Origin of the sequence: Qipengyuania sp. S6317L1 (genome assembly GCF_023015615.1) — a bacterium.
Classification (GTDB): domain Bacteria; phylum Pseudomonadota; class Alphaproteobacteria; order Sphingomonadales; family Sphingomonadaceae; genus Erythrobacter.
Genome location: NZ_JALKAJ010000001.1, coordinates 122584 through 139358, shown reverse-complemented (window position 1 = coordinate 139358; position 16775 = coordinate 122584). Strand labels below are relative to the sequence as shown.

20 protein-coding genes and 1 tRNA gene are annotated in these 16775 nt (G+C 59.2%); 5 read left to right on the top strand and 16 right to left on the bottom strand.

The window, feature by feature from the left end; genetic code table 11:
* Nucleotides 1-172: 172 nt before the first annotated feature.
* Complete coding sequence (locus tag MWU38_RS00750; protein WP_247269922.1) at nt 173-1201, top strand: zinc-ribbon domain-containing protein; 1029 nt, start codon at nt 173-175, stop codon at nt 1199-1201.
* 43 nt (nt 1202-1244) lie between these two features.
* On the opposite strand, the gene MWU38_RS00745 is transcribed toward MWU38_RS00750, so the two are convergent.
* Complete coding sequence (locus MWU38_RS00745; RefSeq protein WP_247269921.1) at nt 1245-1487, bottom strand: hypothetical protein; 243 nt, start codon at nt 1485-1487, stop codon at nt 1245-1247.
* A 219-nt stretch (nt 1488-1706) separates the two neighbouring features.
* Here MWU38_RS00745 and MWU38_RS00740 point away from each other — a divergent pair.
* Nucleotides 1707-1793: transfer RNA gene (locus tag MWU38_RS00740), tRNA-Leu, on the top strand.
* A gap of 181 nt (nt 1794-1974) precedes the next feature.
* Here MWU38_RS00740 and MWU38_RS00735 read toward each other — a convergent pair.
* The gene (locus MWU38_RS00735) at nt 1975-2427 is read right to left on the bottom strand and encodes a hypothetical protein (protein ID WP_247269920.1); all 453 of its coding nucleotides are present in this window, start codon (nt 2425-2427) and stop codon (nt 1975-1977) included.
* Between the two features lie 149 nt (nt 2428-2576).
* Here MWU38_RS00735 and MWU38_RS00730 point away from each other — a divergent pair, with 149 nt between their 5' ends.
* On the top strand, nt 2577-2996 hold the full coding sequence (locus MWU38_RS00730) for a DUF6357 family protein (RefSeq protein WP_247269919.1): 420 nt from the start codon (nt 2577-2579) through the stop codon (nt 2994-2996).
* Between the two features lie 27 nt (nt 2997-3023).
* Here MWU38_RS00730 and MWU38_RS00725 read toward each other — a convergent pair whose 3' ends face one another.
* The 4 genes from MWU38_RS00725 to MWU38_RS00710 form a co-directional block, all read right to left on the bottom strand.
* Complete coding sequence (locus tag MWU38_RS00725) at nt 3024-3536, bottom strand: hypothetical protein (protein ID WP_247269918.1); 513 nt, start codon at nt 3534-3536, stop codon at nt 3024-3026.
* A 153-nt stretch (nt 3537-3689) separates the two neighbouring features.
* Entirely contained in the window at nt 3690-4106 is a 417-nt protein-coding gene (locus tag MWU38_RS00720) for a hypothetical protein (protein WP_247269917.1), read from the bottom strand.
* Nucleotides 4107-4282: 176 nt separating this feature from the next.
* Complete coding sequence (locus tag MWU38_RS00715) at nt 4283-6157, bottom strand: prolyl oligopeptidase family serine peptidase (RefSeq protein WP_247269916.1); 1875 nt, start codon at nt 6155-6157, stop codon at nt 4283-4285.
* Between the two features lie 565 nt (nt 6158-6722).
* Nucleotides 6723-7178, bottom strand: a complete 456-nt coding sequence (locus MWU38_RS00710) for a flavin reductase family protein (protein ID WP_247269915.1) — start codon at nt 7176-7178, stop codon at nt 6723-6725.
* Nucleotides 7179-7460: 282 nt separating this feature from the next.
* Between MWU38_RS00710 and nhaA the strand changes: the two genes are divergently transcribed.
* Both nhaA and MWU38_RS00700 read left to right on the top strand, forming a co-directional pair.
* The gene (gene nhaA / locus MWU38_RS00705; protein WP_247269914.1) at nt 7461-8687 is read left to right on the top strand and encodes a Na+/H+ antiporter NhaA; all 1227 of its coding nucleotides are present in this window, start codon (nt 7461-7463) and stop codon (nt 8685-8687) included.
* A gap of 4 nt (nt 8688-8691) precedes the next feature.
* Nucleotides 8692-9558, top strand: a complete 867-nt coding sequence (locus tag MWU38_RS00700; protein ID WP_247269913.1) for an alpha/beta hydrolase — start codon at nt 8692-8694, stop codon at nt 9556-9558.
* Between the two features lie 13 nt (nt 9559-9571).
* On the opposite strand, the gene MWU38_RS00695 is transcribed toward MWU38_RS00700, so the two are convergent.
* The 10 genes from MWU38_RS00695 to MWU38_RS00650 are packed head-to-tail and all read right to left on the bottom strand — an operon-like array spanning nt 9572 to nt 16759.
* The gene (locus tag MWU38_RS00695; protein ID WP_247269912.1) at nt 9572-9949 is read right to left on the bottom strand and encodes a hypothetical protein; all 378 of its coding nucleotides are present in this window, start codon (nt 9947-9949) and stop codon (nt 9572-9574) included.
* A gap of 14 nt (nt 9950-9963) precedes the next feature.
* Entirely contained in the window at nt 9964-11391 is a 1428-nt protein-coding gene (gene fliD / locus MWU38_RS00690; protein ID WP_247269911.1) for a flagellar filament capping protein FliD, read from the bottom strand.
* Nucleotides 11392-11421: 30 nt separating this feature from the next.
* Nucleotides 11422-12558: a flagellar type III secretion system protein FlhB gene (locus tag MWU38_RS00685; RefSeq protein WP_247269910.1), complete on the bottom strand. Its 1137-nt coding sequence runs from the start codon at nt 12556-12558 to the stop codon at nt 11422-11424.
* Nucleotides 12559-12576: 18 nt separating this feature from the next.
* Nucleotides 12577-13371 (bottom strand): flagellar biosynthetic protein FliR, encoded by a 795-nt coding sequence (locus tag MWU38_RS00680; RefSeq protein WP_247269909.1) that lies wholly within the window; start codon nt 13369-13371, stop codon nt 12577-12579.
* Nucleotides 13372-13386: 15 nt separating this feature from the next.
* The gene (locus MWU38_RS00675) at nt 13387-13659 is read right to left on the bottom strand and encodes a flagellar biosynthetic protein FliQ (protein ID WP_247269908.1); all 273 of its coding nucleotides are present in this window, start codon (nt 13657-13659) and stop codon (nt 13387-13389) included.
* Nucleotides 13660-13664: 5 nt separating this feature from the next.
* On the bottom strand, nt 13665-14417 hold the full coding sequence (fliP, locus tag MWU38_RS00670) for a flagellar type III secretion system pore protein FliP (RefSeq protein ID WP_247269907.1): 753 nt from the start codon (nt 14415-14417) through the stop codon (nt 13665-13667).
* Between the two features lie 53 nt (nt 14418-14470).
* Nucleotides 14471-14770, bottom strand: a complete 300-nt coding sequence (locus tag MWU38_RS00665) for a flagellar biogenesis protein (protein WP_247269906.1) — start codon at nt 14768-14770, stop codon at nt 14471-14473.
* Nucleotides 14770-15261, bottom strand: coding sequence for a flagellar motor switch protein FliN (locus MWU38_RS00660; RefSeq protein ID WP_247269905.1), 492 nt, complete (start codon nt 15259-15261; stop codon nt 14770-14772). Before MWU38_RS00660 ends, MWU38_RS00665 begins: the two co-directional genes overlap by 1 nt.
* Nucleotides 15258-16184, bottom strand: a complete 927-nt coding sequence (locus MWU38_RS00655) for a flagellar motor switch protein FliM (protein ID WP_247269904.1) — start codon at nt 16182-16184, stop codon at nt 15258-15260. The genes MWU38_RS00660 and MWU38_RS00655 overlap by 4 nt, the downstream gene beginning before the upstream one ends.
* Nucleotides 16181-16759, bottom strand: coding sequence for a flagellar basal body-associated FliL family protein (locus MWU38_RS00650; protein ID WP_247269903.1), 579 nt, complete (start codon nt 16757-16759; stop codon nt 16181-16183). Before MWU38_RS00650 ends, MWU38_RS00655 begins: the two co-directional genes overlap by 4 nt.
* Nucleotides 16760-16775: the final 16 nt, after the last annotated feature.

Here is a 16775-nt window from a genome sequence, read left to right as displayed (position 1 = left end):
TTTATCAGCGGTAAGGAGCCGGGGAAAGCCCACTTTCGTGCTCAACCCACGGCATTTCGCCCTGTTTGGCGCACAATTCTCGCTTCAGTGTGGAAAAAGGGTCCGAAATGGCCCCAAGAACCGCCCTTACCCCTTGTGCACCTGCCGTGGGTGATTCATGCAAATTGATGCAATGATCATCTCCTGCCCCGCCTGCGGAACGCGCTATGTTGTGCCCGAGACGGCCATCGGGCCGGAAGGGCGCACTGTGCGCTGCGCCAAATGCAAACATTCGTGGTTTCAGGATCCAAAGCCCGCCGATGTGAGCGATGCGGTTGAGCCTGCGCCCGCAGCCACTCCGCCCGCAGCCACTCCGCCCGCGGGCACTTCACAGACAGCGACCGGACCTACGACGGCCCCACCCGTCACCACTACGCAGGAACCCGCTCCCGCGCCCGCCCCCTCGGCTGGGCAAGGCGAGGAGGCACCGCGACCATCGGTCGATCACTGGCGCTCAAGCGATCAGGGCGGCGACATCACAGGCGTTGGGGCCAGCTCCAAGGCGAGCGAGCCTCCACCCGCTTCTCCCGCGCCGAAAGCAGAAGAAACGGCGCAAGCAGACAAAAGCGCCGACACCGGAAGCGACCCGCTGGCCGGGGCCGGGGACGACGACCCCTATTTCGATGATGTCGACGCCGCTTTTGGTGATGCTGATTATGACGGGGCGGATCGTGACGGGGCGGATTATGAGGAAGACGCCTCAAGCTTTGAATACCGCCCGCCCTTCACCCGGCGACGCAACAGCCTCAAAATGTGGACCATCGCCGGAGGGGTCTTCGCCGTGCTCGCCTTGGGCACGGTTGTGGCCGTCAATCAATTCGGTCTGCCCGACTGGGTCCCGGTTGAACGCCCGACCTGGGGCATGGAACAACCCGGCATCGAGCTCGATTTCCCCGCCAGCGAACAGCGCAAGGAAGTGCTCGAAAGCGGCGAGGAAATCTTTCAGGTGCGCGGGACCATCAACAATGTGGGTCAGGAAAGCGTGGACGTGCCCAGCCTTCTGGTCGTGTTCCGCGATGCGCGCGAAAAGAACGTCTATTCCTGGGTGATTGTGCCGTCCAAGCGCGAGCTTGCGCCGGGGGAAAGCCTCAATGTGACCGAGGCGATCACCGATATCCCACCTGCCGCACAGGCCGCCGAGATCGGCTGGTCACCGAATTAACGCTTCGGTCCTGATTGGGGCCCATTGAGGCCCCCGCTGACGCCTACTCAAAATCTGCCCACTGGGTCCCGTTGCTATCGCGGCTGCGTTGAACCTGCGAACTGCGCACTCCGCTAACTTTGAGCAGGCTCGCGCCCCGGTTTTCAAAGGTGACCCGCGCCGGGCGAATGATGGTGGCGCTCGCTTGCACTTGAACGGATACCCCGCGCTGCGTCCGATTGGGCACGTGGGCGGTCTGCGGCGCGGCGCTTTGGGCAAGGATGAAGAGGGCAGCAGCGAGGCTCATGCACTATGGTTTCCGCGGGCTTAACCCTTTTCGCAAGTCCGTCATAAACCCTATCCCAAAGCGGGACGAGCAAAGTTGACAGGTTAAGCGCGCACCTCATTTTCAAGGAAAGATGGAGCAATGCATCAAAGCTCTTGCGCGAGGGGCACGAGGTTGCTAGTGGCGCGCTCCTACCGAGGGCAGCGAAGCCAAGCTTTGCCGCCCTGCTTACCCAAGAGTGCGGTCGTGGCGGAACTGGTAGACGCGCAACGTTGAGGTCGTTGTGGGCTAACGCCCGTGGAAGTTCGAGTCTTCTCGACCGCACCATTTTTCCATCTACGGATAGAAACACCCATGTTCGGGACACCATACCGGACAAAGCCGGGCTCCTGTGACACTTGTTGGACCGACCGCTTCTGGCAATCCGCTTAGGTCACACCATCTGGCATGCCGGCGATGATTGGCGCTGCCAATTGGCCCACAATTGCGCGCTGTTCCTCGCTCGGCTTCACCGGATCATTGCACCATCGTCTATGACGATCATGATCTCGCCTCTGCGGTTTTCCAGCCTGACCCTGAAATCTTCGTTCAGCCTGTCCACGGAAAAAGGATATTCCCGTTTCGGCGGCCAAAAACCTTTCGCTTCAAGAACTTCGGCAAAAGCTCTGTCGTCTTTGGCATCAATAATTTCTTTGGAAAGAAGATCAGTCGAACCGCGAAAAACGCCCGAACTACCGGGTTTTTGTGTGAGATGCAGGAACACAGCCCATAGCCTTGCTTCCAAAAAAAGCAGTTCTGCACCTTCATCGACAACGCAGAAAGCACGCCGTTCCGGAGAGATGGGGTCTTCGTCAGCGATTTCCTCAGTCTGAAGGTCACCGAAAGCGGTTATCGCCTGTTCAAGTGGCTGCCCAAGATGAAGGGGCACCGTCCTGCCGGGAAATCTGAGTTCGAAATTCACCTGACTTTGCCTCTCCAAACGGCCGAGCGGAACACTGCGGTAGCGCTGTTATCTGATTTAATTCAAAGGGTATTCCAGACATTCGGCGAAAAGCCTAAGCCTTCCTTTGCAACTCAGGGCATCCGCCTCAGCTGTCCACGGAACACGCTATGCAAAAACCCGAAACTGTATTCATGAAACAAGCGTGGGAGCCGTATGTCACCGCAGATCGTGATGGCAGGCTTATCTATCATTTGCCGGTTGAGAGCGGGTTTGCCTCCAGATCATTCGAGCTAAAGATTACCGACGAACACCTCTCGATCCTGAAATCGGACGATGAACGCTTCACCTTTTTGTTCGCACTCCTTCACTGGCTTTTCCAAAGAGACCCAATGACGGACCACCAGAAAGCCGAAAATCATCTGGAAACAATCTTGTTGTCGCCCAATAATGAAGTCGAGGAGCTTCTCAACCGTGTCGATGCCCAAAGCAACGGTGCGGTGTCTCACTTCGCTCAGCAGAAGATGGGTCGCCATGGTGAGCGCCTCGGGAATGGCACCTGGTTCGTGAATGGTCCATCGACAGCCTAGCGGTCGATGGACCGTCTTGCGCAGACCTTATTGGCCCGGAAGTTGTGCATCGGAGAGGACCTTACCAAAGGTGATCCCGACCTCGCTCTGGTTACCCTCACGCGCACCATTGAGGAAAAGTGTGTTGCCGTCAGGATTCATGCCCATCAGCGAGGCGAAATTGCCATTCACCACTTCATTCTGAAACTGAATGCCCTGCGCTTCGCCTTGCGCACGGTAATGCGCGACCAGATCGGCCAATGGTGCATCACTCGATATCATCATCATCACGCCATCGCGGCCATCACCCTGGATTGTGGTGGTCGAGTTGACGGTTGCCCCCGGAAAAAGGGTGTAGCCCTTTTGTGTGAGTGAGTTGCCCTCTTCGTCACACGAGATGATGGCGAGTTCTTCATTTCTCGTTCCCGTGAACTCAATGGTGGCCTCGCATCCTCCATCCGCAGTTGCCGCTGCCTGCTCGGCGTCGGGCGCACTAACTTCATTCTCTGTGCTGCAAGCGACAAGTGCGAGCGCGAGAGCGATAGGGATTGCGCGTTTCATTGATGAGCCTTTCGTAATGATCGTCATTCCAAAGAAAATGTCATCATCGCGGTCACAGACAACTCTCGTGAAATCAAGTATTTGTTTCGGCGGCCTCGGTCATTGCGCTGACGACGATTCAATGACTCGCTGCCAGGAAGGACGCGGGGCAGTTCACCATCCCTGGTCCGGGTCCGGGCCGATAACTTCATCGAGTTCGAGAAAGGGGAAAAACTGCTTCACCTGTTCAACAAAGGCGGCATTGGTCCGTCGCTTGGCTATCGCATCTTCGCGGGAGATGGCGTCTTCAAATGACGTTATACCACGCCGAACGGAAATGCCGGTAAGAACCTCGGCCTCCTCATCGCTGATCGTGGTGCTGCTATGCCACCCCATGATCTGCACCGGCTTGAAATCGACAAGCTGCTTTATGTCCAGCATGTCGAAGAGGTAACCCGGCGGGTCATCGTCATGCTCGATCACGTGGTAGATCCATTCCTTGAACTCGCGAAAGTGGATCGCGCGGCAGGCAAGGCAGGCAAGCGCAAAGCCAATGTCCTGGCTGTCCTTGTGGGTCAAACCGAAGCGCAAGGGGGTTTCCTCTTCACCTTTGACATCATCAATTGATCTCGCACATGCATCTTTAATCCATCGCCCGGCCGATTGCCCTCCTGCGCAAAGGTGCGCCCTCCCGAAACGCTGTCATCCCTGCGCAGCCAGAGGCGAGGACCGCATTGGCATAGCCCGGCTTGCGGTAGAACCGGCTCTCACTCCTGGGTGCTGAGAGCGTCTCGTGCGGCCAGCATCCGGTCGCTTGGATTGTGCTTTTTCAAGAACGCTTCGAGTTGATCGAGCCAGTCTTTCCGGTTTTCCTTATCGGTAAAGCCGTGACCTTCTTCTTCATAAGTCACAAACACCGCGTCAGCATCAACATCCTCGAGGCTGTCCTTGTAAACCGTGAACTGGGAATAGGGGACGCGGCTGTCGAGCTTGCCATGCGCGAGGAGCACAGGTCGCTGCAATTGGTGGGCCATCGTTTTTGGCGACACATCATCCATGTTGAAATCATCGTCGCCGCGCACAGTCTCTCGCCAATCATTGGCATAGCGGTGCTTGAGATAGCTGGAGTTGAAGCGCAACTGCCTGTTGTAATCGGTGACGCCCGCGAACGAGGCGGCGCAGCGATAACGCTCTGGATTTCGGGTTACGCCCCATAGAGCAGCATAGCCACCATAAGAGCCTCCGACGAGGCAAACGCGCGCAGGGTCGACAATCCCGCGCGACACGAGCCAATCCATGCCATCATCAAGATCGTCCTGCATCGTGCGACCAATTTGGCCCTCGCCGAGAAGGACGAAGTCTTTGCCGTAACCGCCAGACCCGCGATAATTGGGCTGAAGCACAACATAGCCGCGATTGGCGAGGAACTGCACCCTGCTATTATAGCCTGACCGGTCCCTCACGCCGTAAGGGCCACCGTGCGGCATGATGATAAGCGGAAGGTTGACCGGATCGACACCGACAGGAAGCGTCAGATAGGCGGGAATTTTGGTTCCGTCGCGCGCGGTGTAGGTTTCGTAAGTCGATGCGGCCATGAGATTGGGATCAATCCGGTCGTTGACCCCGCCAAACCGGTCGAGCCGGCGCGCCTTTGGTTCGAAGAGATAGTAGCTGCCCGGATCTTGCGCCGATGTGGTGAAGACTACCATTTTTGAATAATCATCAGAATGCGAGGTAATCCAGACCTCCTGCCCCTTCATCGCCCGCTCAAGTGCTGCCTGATGCTTTTCCATCGCCGGGTCGAACCACTTAATCCGGTCGCGCGAATCGGTGTAGATTGCCGCAGAAAGCGCCCCTTCATCATCGACCCTGAAGCGCGAGAGATCGTGGCCTGGGACCGAAAAGACCTCTTCGCCAATCTCTCTATCGCGCAGGTTGAAATGATGGAGGGCAAAGTGATCGTTTTCTGCATTGGTCAGAACGTATCCGTCATCCGATCCGGCCACGATGATAAAGCCATCGAAGAGAGGCTCTGCTTTCTCGTCATCGACAACATCCTTATCCTTGATCTTTTCGATCCGCTTGAAATCCTCATCCTCGCTGCTGCGATAGAAAACCAGCGTGTTCGAGCGGCGGAAGCTGTAGCCCATGCGCACGACGCCTTCGGTGTCGGTCACCCAGCGCCAGACCCGCTTATGCTCGTCGATGAGCTTTTCGGATTCGCCCGTCTCAAGGTCGATGCGAAATACGGAAGGGTATTTGTAAATGCTCTCACGTGCCGAAAGCACGAGGAATTTCCCGTCATCGTCGAGATGGAGCACGTTGTCGCCATCAGGACCGACCCTTTCAGGGCCGATGTAGCGCACGGACTTGGTGGCCGCATTAAGCAGGTAGAGTTCGGTTTGCTGAAATTCATCGCCCAGCCCGCTGCGCTGACCGCGATACTGCTTGAGCGACGAGACGCTCAACAACACCTTGTCGCTGCCAGCCCAGCGCAACCAGTTAAGCTCGCTGTCTTCGGGCAAGGCTTTGCTGAACGCGCTATCGCCCTCCAGCTCCTTGACGGTCAGGTATGTTTTGCCATCGCTGAATTGGCTGAAAACCAGTCTTTTGCCATCGGGAGATATGCGCGGATTGCCCATCGCCCCTTCAGCGGCAAATAGATCTGTCGAAACAAGCGGCGCACCTTGGGCGAATGCCGGGTGGGGTAGTAAAATGAAAAGCCCAAGAACAAATAGACAATTGAACGCAAAATTCTTCGCCTTGTTAAGGCGCAAACAACTCATCGGCACTGTAACGACCCCGTTTCCCCAAAAATAGTGATTGAAAACTTATATTTGGCCGAGCTTTCATTTCAATCGGAAAATCGAAATTTATACAGCTGCTACGAGTATCTGCCCGTGAACAGCCTCATCGCCAGAGCTGGCGCTTCCTGGCATCTTTCGGCGCATCACCCCCTTTTCATTGGGTCGCCGGCATCATAGTTCGTCGCGGACAAACCCGATCGGAAGAAGCCAATGAACGATGCGCGCTTTCATCCCCCCGCTGGTGGCCTGGTGCCGCATATGGGAATCACTCTGATCGGACGGGCCGAGGCCGAGCATCTCGGTCGCACAACGCAGGTCTGGAGCTCTACCGTCACACACAAGGAAACGGGGCGCACCTGCGCCATTTTCCGCTGCACCCAGATGATTTTGTATTAGGGGCTTACGCTTCGGGCGCGCTCGAAAACGCGCCTTTGTAAAAGGCCAGCGCCCGCTCATCTCCCGATGGCAGTTCGCCAAGCCCCGTAACCTCACCCACTAGCATGGTGTGATCGCCCGCCGGATGCTGCGCATGGGCGCTGCATTCAAAATGCGCCACCGCGCCTGCGACAACCGGAAGACCGGCGGCGCTGCGCGTGAAATCGCCAGCGCGCGGCGCGTAATCGGCGCGCGAGGCGTAGGTCAAAGCCTGTTCGCGCTGCGTGTCGGCCAGAACGCTGATCGAAAAGCGCGGCGCCTTGGCAAACAGGTCGAAACGGCTCGACGAATTGTGCAGGCTCCAGCACACCAGCAGCGGATTGAGCGAGACCGACACAAAGGAATTGATCGTCATCGCAGCGACACCGCCATCAGGTGCATCCAGCGCCACGACGCAAACGCCCGTGGGGAATTGGCCCATGGCTGCGCGGAACGTGGCCGGGTCCGGCCCGGATTGAGGCCCGGATTGAGCATGGGATTGGGAATGGGTGTCGGGCAAAGAGTGCGGGTCCACAGATGGTGAAGGCGCGGCATCGACAAAGCGCGCCCACTTGTCAATGCGTGAAGGGGCCTTCGCTGCCCTGCCCCCGCTTCCGACAAGCTTACGCCGGTCGGCCTATTGCAATAGGTGCACCGGAACACAGATTATTTTCAAGAATTGGGTAATACAGTGCAATCGCGCACGAGTTTGGGGAATAGGACAATGATCGACCGGGTGAGCGCTGCTCTTAAGGACTTCCTCAAACAGGAAAGCGCGGGCGGCATTGTTCTGATCGCCGCCGCCGCGCTTGCGCTGATAATCGCGAACAGTCCGCTCGCCGACGCCTATTTCGGGACGCTTTCGACCAAGCTCAACGTCTCCTTTGGCGATTTTGCGATCAACAAATCGCTTCTTTTGTGGATCAACGATGGACTGATGGCGATCTTCTTTTTCCTCATCGGATTGGAAGTGAAGCGCGAGATTTTGGGTGGCCAGTTGTCGAGCTGGGACAAGGCCTCGCTCCCTCTCGCCGCAGCGATTGGCGGTATGGCGATCCCGGCGCTTATCTTCGTTGGCATCAACTGGAATTCGCCGGAAAGCGTCAATGGCTGGGCCATTCCCGCCGCCACCGATATCGCCTTTGCGCTGGGTATTCTCTCGCTTCTGGGACCAAGAGTGCCGGTCGCAATGAAGGCGCTGCTTCTGGCGATTGCGGTGATTGACGACATTGGCGCGATCACGGTCATTGCGCTGTTCTACACCGGCGAGATCAAGCTCGATATGCTGGCTTGGGGTGCGGTTATGCTGGGGCTTTTGTTTGCGCTTGGCCGCCTGCGCATTTCCTCGAGCATCCCTTACGTGATCCTGACCGTCATCATGTGGGTGTTCGTGCTCAAATCCGGCGTTCACGCAACGCTTGCCGGTGTGACGGCGGCAATGATGGTGCCGATGGTGGCGCGCGATGGCTCGCACTTGCTCGAGCATATGGAGCATGGCCTCCACAAATGGGTCGCGTTTGTCATCATCCCGATCTTCGGCTTTGCCAATGCGGGCGTTAGCCTGATCGGCCTCTCGCCCGCCGACCTGATGCAGCCGCTGCCATTGGGCATCGCCCTGGGCCTTCTGATCGGCAAGCAGGTGGGTATCGTTGGCTTTGCCTTTATCGCGGTTAAATCCGGCATCGCAAAGCTTCCCGAGGGCGTGGGCTGGCGCAAGATCCACGGGCTGTCCCTGCTTGCGGCGATTGGTTTCACCATGAGCCTGTTTATCGGCAACCTCGCCTTCACCGATCCGGAAACAGGGCCAGCGTTGATCGACGCGGTGAAGCTGGGCGTTTTGTCGGGCTCTCTGGTCGCGGCTGTTGCGGGGTTCCTGCTCTTGCGCTCTGCCTTGCCGGAAGAAGACGCTGAGGGCTTGCCAGAGGAGGGTGCGGCAGGGCAAAGCGCCTGACCATATGACCCGCACGCAACCTGTTACCCGCCAGATCGAGGCGGGCGAGATCACCCTTGCCTACCACGAGTGGGAGGCCCCTTCCTCAGAGAAAACCCTGTTGATCGCCCATGCAACCGGCTTTCACGGGAGATGTTACGATCCGATTGCCGAGAGTTTTCCCGAACACCGCGTGATCGCGGTCGATCTTCACGGTCACGGACAATCCACCGGCGAACCGATCAGCGATTGGCAATGCGTGGTCGATGAGCTGTGCGACCTTGTGGATTCGCTTGGACTAAGCGGGGCAACGGGAATGGGCCATTCGATGGGCGGTCATGCCATGCTGAGGGTGAGTGCAGCGCGCCCTGATGCTTTTTCAAGCCTCGTCCTGTTCGATCCCGTCATCCTCCAGCCTGAATTCTATCAGGCAGGCGTGCCGATGATCCCGGAAGGCGAAGTTCATCCCACCGCGCGTCGCAAGCGCGATTTTGCTTCGCCACACGAAATGATCGAACGCTTTGCCTCGCGCGATCCCTACGCTCTCTTCCGGCGCGATGTGTTCGAAAAATACTGCCAATACGGCCTTAAACCTCACCCGCAAGGCGGCTATGAGCTTGCCTGCACGCCGGAGATGGAGGCGAGCATGTATATGTCCAGCCTGGCAGGCGCGCCCGCGATTGATGATGCTGCCCGCGTCACGGTTCCAACGACAGTGGTGCGCGCGATGCAGGGCGAGAAAGGCGACTTCAAGGGGTCGCCCACATGGCCGGGCCTTGCCGCCAGCATGCCCGAAGGCATCGACATGCACCGGCCCGATATGACCCATTTCCATCCGTTTCAGGACCCTGACGATGCGGCGAGGATCATTGCCAAAGCGATGCCGGGCTGATCGTCAGGCGGCATCAGGCGTCCACTCGCGCAGCCTTTAGAACATCGTTCAAATCATTGCGCGCCCGCACAAGGTCGAGCACCGACGCGCGCACCAGATTGCGCGAAAGCGTCGCAGCGATGCCTCCGTAAAACTGGGTCAAGGCGCCGCGCAGCGGATTGTCTTCGGACACGCCGCGCGCAAGCCACAGGACGATAGAGTGCGCGCGCGACACTGCGCCGCGGGGAACCTCGCCCGGGCGCGCCTCGATCGTCTTGACCGCCACGCCAAGCGAGGCAATCGCCTCTTCAAGGCAGATACGCGTCAAATCTTCGCCTGCCGCCGCCTCGATCCGCGCGTCCAGTTCGACGCGGCGATAGGCGGATGCTGCATCATTTCCCAAGGGTTTCATCCCTACCCACCTCTCTAGTTTGATTGGTTAAAAGCATCGATCTGCTGCTGAAGGAAGCTCAGCGTCGATTGCGAACTGGCGACGACAGATTGGGCCGAAACAAAGCTTCGGGTCAGCCGATTGCGTAGCTGCTCCTGATCTTCGGCAATATCGGCCAGGCGTTCGTCATTGCGTTCGATCTGTGCCTGATAGCGCGCCACCGATCCGCCCAAAGAGCTTGAATCGCTGCTAAGCGTGTTGTCGCGCGCAAGATTATCAATGGTTGCAAACACGCCAAAAGGACCGGCGGTGAACATCGCCGCAGCCGCATCGGGCGAAGCGGTCAAGGTGTCATTCAACCGCCCGCTATCGAAGGCAAATGTGCCCTCGCGGGTGATTTTAAGCCCGAGATCGGCGAGCGTTGAAGGTTCACCCTCTGCCGCCCCCGGAATGACCCTTTGCGTTGTAAGCGCGGAAAGATCGCGGCGAAGTTCGCGTGCGCCCTGATCGTTGGTGAGCGCCCCGCCAAGGCCCGATGACGCCTCGCTCAACAGCCCGACAATATCGTTAAGGGCCGCGACAAGGTCGGTCATCACCGCGCTGATTGCGCCTGTGTTGTTGCTGAAGGAGAGGGTTGCAGGCGCGCCCACATTGGTTTCGAGAAGTTCGAGGCTGATACCTTCCGGCAGGCCCGTGACCGTATTGGAAGAGCTGGTGATCTGGACCGTATCGAGCTCGAAAATCGCATCTTGCGCCGATTGACGAAGCTCGCCTGCATCGCTCGCGGGGCTCCACGCCAGGTAGCCAAGATCGCCCGGACCGCCCGCACCCGACCCTCCGGCAGGTTCCAGCACAAAGCCATTGGTTGCGCCATCTTCGCCCTTGATCACCAATTGCGCGCCGCCCGACCCTTGCGCGACATAGGCAAACAGTTTGCCATCGCTGCCTGCGGAAATCTTGCCCGCCAGCGATGACAGCGTGTCGGCGTCGGTCATCTGGATCGCGAGCGCGGTTTGCCCGGTATCTTCGGTAAAGCTTGCGCCATTCACCGTCCCGAAGCGGATATTGAGCGTGCCCTCCCCGACCAGATCGCTCCCGCTGCTGTAATCTTGCAAGGCCAGGGTCTGCCCGCTGGCAAGCTGGCTCACCTCCAGGCTGTATGTGCCTTGCGGGGCGATGCCACTGGTGGTCGAGACATCGGCAATAGCGGGGTTGGTGAGCGAGGGAGTAGGCGACAGATCGCCATTGCGAACCCTGTCACCCAATGCAGCAGCCAGATCGTTCAGCGAGGAACGCAGAAGCGATGCAGCCGAAATCCGGGCGGTCAGGGCTTCGGTGCGCGAATTGAGATTGGCCCGCTGGGGATCGAAGGTCGCCTGCGAGAGATCGCTTGCCAGCTGGATGAAATCAATGCCGGAGCCTGCGCCCAGTGCCTGAATGATTGAGGAGCCTTGGTTTTCCATGCCTCCAAGGACGGGCGCGTGCGCAGATGCTTAAGCAGGAATTTCAGGTTTTCCGTCCGCGTTGAAACGCATGTCTTCGGGCACATCGACATGCGGCATCGGCACCCGCTCCCCGCGTTTGAGGCTCATCACGAAAGCGACAAGCGCGGCAATCGCGATGTAAAGCTCTTCGCGCACCATCTGATTGGCGCGCGTGGTGAAATAGATCGCCCTTGCCAATTGCGGATAACGCAGCACGGGCAAGCCCATTTCCGCTGCCATTTCGCGCATCGCAAGCGCGGTTTCGCCGCGCCCCTTGGCAAGCACGACCGGCGCAGGCGCAAGCGCGGGGTCATAGGTGAGCGCCACCGAGAAGTGCATCGGGTTCACAACGACAAATTGTGCATCCTGCATCGCCTTGCCCACACTGCCGCGTGCAAGATCGCGCTGACGCTGGCGCCGCTGCGCCTTGACCTCGGGCGAGCCTTCTGATTGCTTGGTCTCGTCTTTCAATTCCTGAAAGCTCATCTTGAGCCGCTTGTTACGCTGAAACGCCTGGATCGGATAATCGATGGCGGCGATGATCAGCAGGCCGACAATCATCAGGACGACAAGCGAGCCGATCGCATCGAAGGCAAAGGCGACCTGCGCCTCGTATGACCCGCGCCCAAGACCCAGCAGCGCCTCGAGGTGTGCGGAAATCCAGTAGGCGGCAAAGCTGCCCATCAAGAGCAGCTTCAAAATCGACTTGCCAAGCTCGATCAGCCCTTGCGGCCCGAACATGCGTTTCAAACCGTTCAGAGGATTGATGCGGCTGCCCTTGGGGTTCAGGTTCTGGGGCACAAATCGCCCCTCGCCCAAAAGCAATTGCGCCGCGACCGTGACGATCATGACCACCACGCCAATGACAAGGATCGGAGGCAGGACAGCAGTGCCTGCGCGCCAGGCAAGAATGCCCGGATCAAATTGCGCGCCGCGATCAAGCTCGAACTGGAAACTGGCCAGCGCGACGCCTCTCACACCGTCAAGGAGCCAGGGTCCGATAAGCACAAGCGTGAAGATGCCAGTGGCCGTCGCGACAGCCGTGGCGACTTCTTTGGAACGAAGCACATCGCCTTTGAGCGCTGCATCACGTTTGCGTTTCGGGGTTGGGTCAAACCGCTTTTCGCCGGATGTTTCTTCAGCCATCGCTGCGCCGCGCCTCCGCTAACTTTTGAAACCGGGCGCGAAAAGCGCAGCGGTCTGTTCAAGCGCGGCTTCGAGGACCCATGTGAGTTGCTCGACGAGAACCGGCATGGCGACGATCATGGCTGCAATCCCTGCAAGCGTGCCAGCCGGAAGCCCGAGCGCGAAGAGGTTAAGCGCAGGCGCCGAGCGCGAAATGGTCCCGGTGATGAGCTGCACGCACAGCAGGACAAGCACGACGGGAAGCGCGATCGCTGCGGCAGTGGCAATGCAATAGCCTGCGAACAAAGCGACATCGCGCGCCTGATCCCCCCCGAATGCGGCGGTTCCGGCGGGAAGGAGGCGATAGCTCTCGATGAGGAGTTCAAACCACAGGAGGTGCCCGCCGATGGTGTAGAACAGAAGCGTGAGGATCAGCCCGAAAAAGCTGCCCAAGGCGCCCGATTGCGTGCCGCTGGCAGGATCAATCGAAGTTGCAATCGCAAGGCCCATGGTCCCCGAGATCTGTTCAGCGGCGATCAGCGGCACGGCAAAGGCGATTTGCAGCACAAAGCCGAGCGCAAGTCCCACCACCACTTCCTGAACCACGGCAAGGATCGCGGCGAAACTCATCATCGCAGGCAAGTCGGGAATGGGTATCCAGGCGCCCACAAACACCGCCATGACAAAGGCCGCCATCACCCGCGCGGTGGCGGGCAAGACCATGCCGCCGACCATCGGCGCTGCGAGCAGCGCCGCGCCGCAGCGGATCGAGAGGAAAAGAAGCTGCCAGAGCTGTTCGATCAGGGTATCAAAGCCGAAGTCAAGGAAGGTCATCTTGCGCCCTCCCCGCTATGCCGACATCATTGCGACCTGCGCGAAAATCTCTCGCATGAAGTCGCTTAAAAGCGCCATCATCGTGCCGCCAAGGATCACGAAAACAACGGCGGTGATCGCAAGCTTTGGCACGAAGGTGAGCGTTTGCTCGTTCACCGAAGTGGCGGCCTGAATAATCCCGACGATCAGACCCGTTGCAAGCGCGCACAGGAGCACCGGCCCCACGATCAGCGCGGTCACCCACAATGTGCGGTCGGCAAGCGCCAGAAGTTGTGCATCTTCCTGCATCGTCGCTACCCAAAGCTCATCGCGAGACTGCCCATCAGAAGCGACCAGCCATCGACGAGGACGAACAGGAGAAGCTTGAAGGGAAGCGAGATGATGGTGGGCGAGAGCATCATCATGCCAAGGCTCATGAGGACGCTGGCCACCACCAGGTCGATGACGAGGAATGGCAGGAAGATCATGAAACCGATTTGAAATGCTGTCTCAAGCTCGCTCGTCACGAAGGCGGGCATGAGAATTGAAAAGGGGATATCGCTTTCGTTTTCGAACGCGGCGACGCCTGCGATATCGGCAAACATGATGAGGTTCGCCTCGCGCGTCTGGCGCAGCATGAATTCGTGAAACGCTTCGCCCGCCGCTGCAATCGCTGCGTCGGCTTCCAATGCGCCGCTCGCATAGGGTTCAATCGCTACCGTGTTCACCATGTCGATTGTGGGCGCCATGACGAACAGCGAGAGAAAGAGCGAAAGGCCCACGAGCACCTGTGTCGGAGGCGATCCTTGAAGGCCAAGCGCCTGGCGCAGGATGGAAAGCACGATCAGGATGCGCAGGAAGCTGGTCATCATCAAAACGATGGAGGGCAACAGCGAGAGGAGCGTCATAACCAGCAGAAGCTGGATCGAGAAGCTTAGCGGTGTGTCATCGCCTGCGCCATCTGCGCCCAAGGCGCGCTCTATCGCGGTGCCGATGCCAGCGGCCTCGTCACCCACTGGCGCTGCGGCAAGCGCTGGCTCGGTGGCGGCCAATGCGCACAGGAACATGGTTAACGCAGCGGAGCGCAAAAGTTTCGTAAGGCGCGATGCACAAGGCACGATTAAAGCTCCGTATCTGCGGGGAGGATGGCTGGTTCGCAGGCGCCGTGCGCGTCGGCTTCGCCAAGACGCACGATCCCTGAACGCGAACAGCCAAGCAGGATTTCACGGTCATGAAAGCGCACGACCGCCAGCTTGAGCCCGGGGGCAAGCAAATTCGTTTCGACAAGTTCAAGCGAGCCCGAACCGCCCTGCAGACCGACAAGCCGCGTTTGCAGATAGCGGGTAAGCTTCAGGCTGCCCCAGATCATCAGCCCCAGAAGCGGCAAGAGGAGCGCAAGGCGCAGGAGATATTCGGCCATCACCGCGCCTCGCCGTCTTGTGCACCGGTGACAGGCTCGCCTTGAGCATTATCGCCAGCAGGTTCGCCCAATGTATCATCAAGGGCCGCGGCGAGTTCGTCGATATTCGCATCGCCAGAAGCGGGAGAAGCAGGTTCCGCCGCCTCAGTTCCAGGATTGGCAGTTTGCCCCGGTGCCGGCGCGCCCGATTGCGAAGCCGTCGCTGGTTTCGAGGGCGTTGGCGAAGGCGCATCGCCGCCGGCAAGGCTCACGATGCGCAGCGCAAATCGGCCATCTTGCGCAATCACTTCGCCATAGGCGATCACCTGGCCATTGGCGGTGATTTCAAGAAGTTCATCGGTCAGCCGGTCAAGCGACACCACGCTTCCCTCACCCAGCGCAAGAACATCGCGCAAGGGCATATCGGTGCGGCCAAGCTCGACCGAAAGGCGGACGGACACTTCGCCAAGCCGCTGGAGCGCGGGGCTAAGGCCGGGGTTGAGCGCGTTCATGATGCGCCTCCTGCGGCTCTGTGCGGCACGCGCGTCAGGCGCAGGGCCATGTGGTCTTCAAAAGTGCCTGCCACCCCATGCGCAAAAACATCATCGCCAATCCGCAAGGGAAGCTCGCGCGGGATGGAAAGGGCAATTTCATCGCCCGGCTGAAGCTGTTCAATTCGCCGCAGCGGAAGTTCAAACTCGGTCAAAACCGCCTCAAGCTCCAGGGGCATGTCTGCAAACGGATCGGCGCCTGCGTTTGCCTGCCGTGATGCTGCCGGGCGGCTTGAATTGGCTTTGGGCAAGAGGGTGTCGAGCTGTTCTGTCGGCAATGCAATCGACAACGCCCACTCGACAAATGTGCCCTTGGCAATGGTGATATCGAGCAGGGTAATCTGCGCCTCGGCGCTAAAGGGTTTGAGGCGCGTCACGCTGTCGGATCGCACCAGAACCTCGCCGCGCGCCAGTTCGTTGACGCCGCGCGCCATGGCGATGACCCGCGCGATGCTGGCCCCGAATTGCTCAACCAGAAGGACGGCGGAACGCGGAAGCTGTGCGGGAACGGTTTCGGGGGCCTCCCCCTCGCCGCCAAACGAACAATCGGTAAGCGCAATCGCCGTGGCATTGTCGAGGCTCAGGAGCACGGTCTGGTCGCCGCTGCCGATGCGCAAGAGCAAGTTCACCGCGCTTTCGCCGATCTTTGCAAAAACCTCGCCGCCGGTCATGAATTCAAGCTCGCTGATCGTCACCTCAAGCTTTTCCCCGGCAAGGATCTGGCCAAGTTCTTGTGCCAGTTCGCCCGCCAGATCGCGCTTCCACGCAAGAATCGCGCTTTCACGCTCTTCCGGGCGGGGGCCGCGCCAGGTGAGTTCGGAGCAATGTTTTGCAACCGCGCGCGCACCGGCGAAATCAGCGGCAAAGGATCCGGCCATATTCATTGGACGAGCAGCCCTTTGAAATGAATGTTTTCGACCCCGCCAAAGCCCTCTTTTTCTTCGAGAACTTCATTGATCGCGCCGGTCAGGCGTTTTGCGAGCTTCTCTTTGCCTTCGACTGAAAAGAGGTCCGCTTCGGGCGTGGCGGCAAGTTGCACGAGTATGGCCGAACGGATCGCCAATTGGTGATTGTGAACCCACTGAAGCACCCGCCCGTCACGCTGAGTCGATGCGGCCAGCTCGACCTGGATGAGGCCCGGCGAACCGGCAAGATTGGAGGTGAAGCTTTCTTCGAAGGTGTAATAGGCGGTGCGAAATTCGTTTCCGCCTTCGCCGTGCACGATGGCCCCCTCTTCCTTGTCGCCACCTGGCAGCGGATAGGGTTCTGCATCGCCTTTGCGCACCAGCTCGGGGTGGTTGGGACCACTTTCCCCGCTCTCGCCCAGAAGGCCAGCTGCAAAGGCGCCATAGGCCCCGCCCGCACCCACGGCGAGTGCGACCACGATGCCGATGATCATCTTCATCATGCCGCCGCCTTTTTTGCCGCCCTCGTCGTCTTCAGCCTTTGCATCCGACATTGTCTATCTGCTCCAA

What these genes read in the sequence shown, in the direction of transcription:
- MWU38_RS00750 (WP_247269922.1), top strand. Translation starts at nt 173, where the DNA reads ATGATCATCTCCTGCCCCGCCTGCGGAACGCGCTATGTTGTGCCCGAG.
- MWU38_RS00745 (WP_247269921.1), bottom strand. Translation starts at nt 1,487, where the DNA reads ATGAGCCTCGCTGCTGCCCTCTTCATCCTTGCCCAAAGCGCCGCGCCG.
- MWU38_RS00730 (WP_247269919.1), top strand. Translation starts at nt 2,577, where the DNA reads ATGCAAAAACCCGAAACTGTATTCATGAAACAAGCGTGGGAGCCGTAT.
- MWU38_RS00725 (WP_247269918.1), bottom strand. Translation starts at nt 3,536, where the DNA reads ATGAAACGCGCAATCCCTATCGCTCTCGCGCTCGCACTTGTCGCTTGC.
- MWU38_RS00715 (WP_247269916.1), bottom strand. Translation starts at nt 6,157, where the DNA reads ATGGGCAATCCGCGCATATCTCCCGATGGCAAAAGACTGGTTTTCAGC.
- MWU38_RS00710 (WP_247269915.1), bottom strand. Translation starts at nt 7,178, where the DNA reads ATGGGCCAATTCCCCACGGGCGTTTGCGTCGTGGCGCTGGATGCACCT.
- nhaA (WP_247269914.1), top strand. Translation starts at nt 7,461, where the DNA reads ATGATCGACCGGGTGAGCGCTGCTCTTAAGGACTTCCTCAAACAGGAA.
- MWU38_RS00700 (WP_247269913.1), top strand. Translation starts at nt 8,692, where the DNA reads ATGACCCGCACGCAACCTGTTACCCGCCAGATCGAGGCGGGCGAGATC.
- MWU38_RS00695 (WP_247269912.1), bottom strand. Translation starts at nt 9,949, where the DNA reads ATGAAACCCTTGGGAAATGATGCAGCATCCGCCTATCGCCGCGTCGAA.
- fliD (WP_247269911.1), bottom strand. Translation starts at nt 11,391, where the DNA reads ATGGAAAACCAAGGCTCCTCAATCATTCAGGCACTGGGCGCAGGCTCC.
- MWU38_RS00685 (WP_247269910.1), bottom strand. Translation starts at nt 12,558, where the DNA reads ATGGCTGAAGAAACATCCGGCGAAAAGCGGTTTGACCCAACCCCGAAA.
- MWU38_RS00680 (WP_247269909.1), bottom strand. Translation starts at nt 13,371, where the DNA reads ATGACCTTCCTTGACTTCGGCTTTGATACCCTGATCGAACAGCTCTGG.
- MWU38_RS00675 (WP_247269908.1), bottom strand. Translation starts at nt 13,659, where the DNA reads ATGCAGGAAGATGCACAACTTCTGGCGCTTGCCGACCGCACATTGTGG.
- fliP (WP_247269907.1), bottom strand. Translation starts at nt 14,417, where the DNA reads ATGTTCCTGTGCGCATTGGCCGCCACCGAGCCAGCGCTTGCCGCAGCG.
- MWU38_RS00665 (WP_247269906.1), bottom strand. Translation starts at nt 14,770, where the DNA reads ATGGCCGAATATCTCCTGCGCCTTGCGCTCCTCTTGCCGCTTCTGGGG.
- MWU38_RS00660 (WP_247269905.1), bottom strand. Translation starts at nt 15,261, where the DNA reads ATGAACGCGCTCAACCCCGGCCTTAGCCCCGCGCTCCAGCGGCTTGGC.
- MWU38_RS00655 (WP_247269904.1), bottom strand. Translation starts at nt 16,184, where the DNA reads ATGAATATGGCCGGATCCTTTGCCGCTGATTTCGCCGGTGCGCGCGCG.
- MWU38_RS00650 (WP_247269903.1), bottom strand. Translation starts at nt 16,759, where the DNA reads ATGTCGGATGCAAAGGCTGAAGACGACGAGGGCGGCAAAAAAGGCGGC.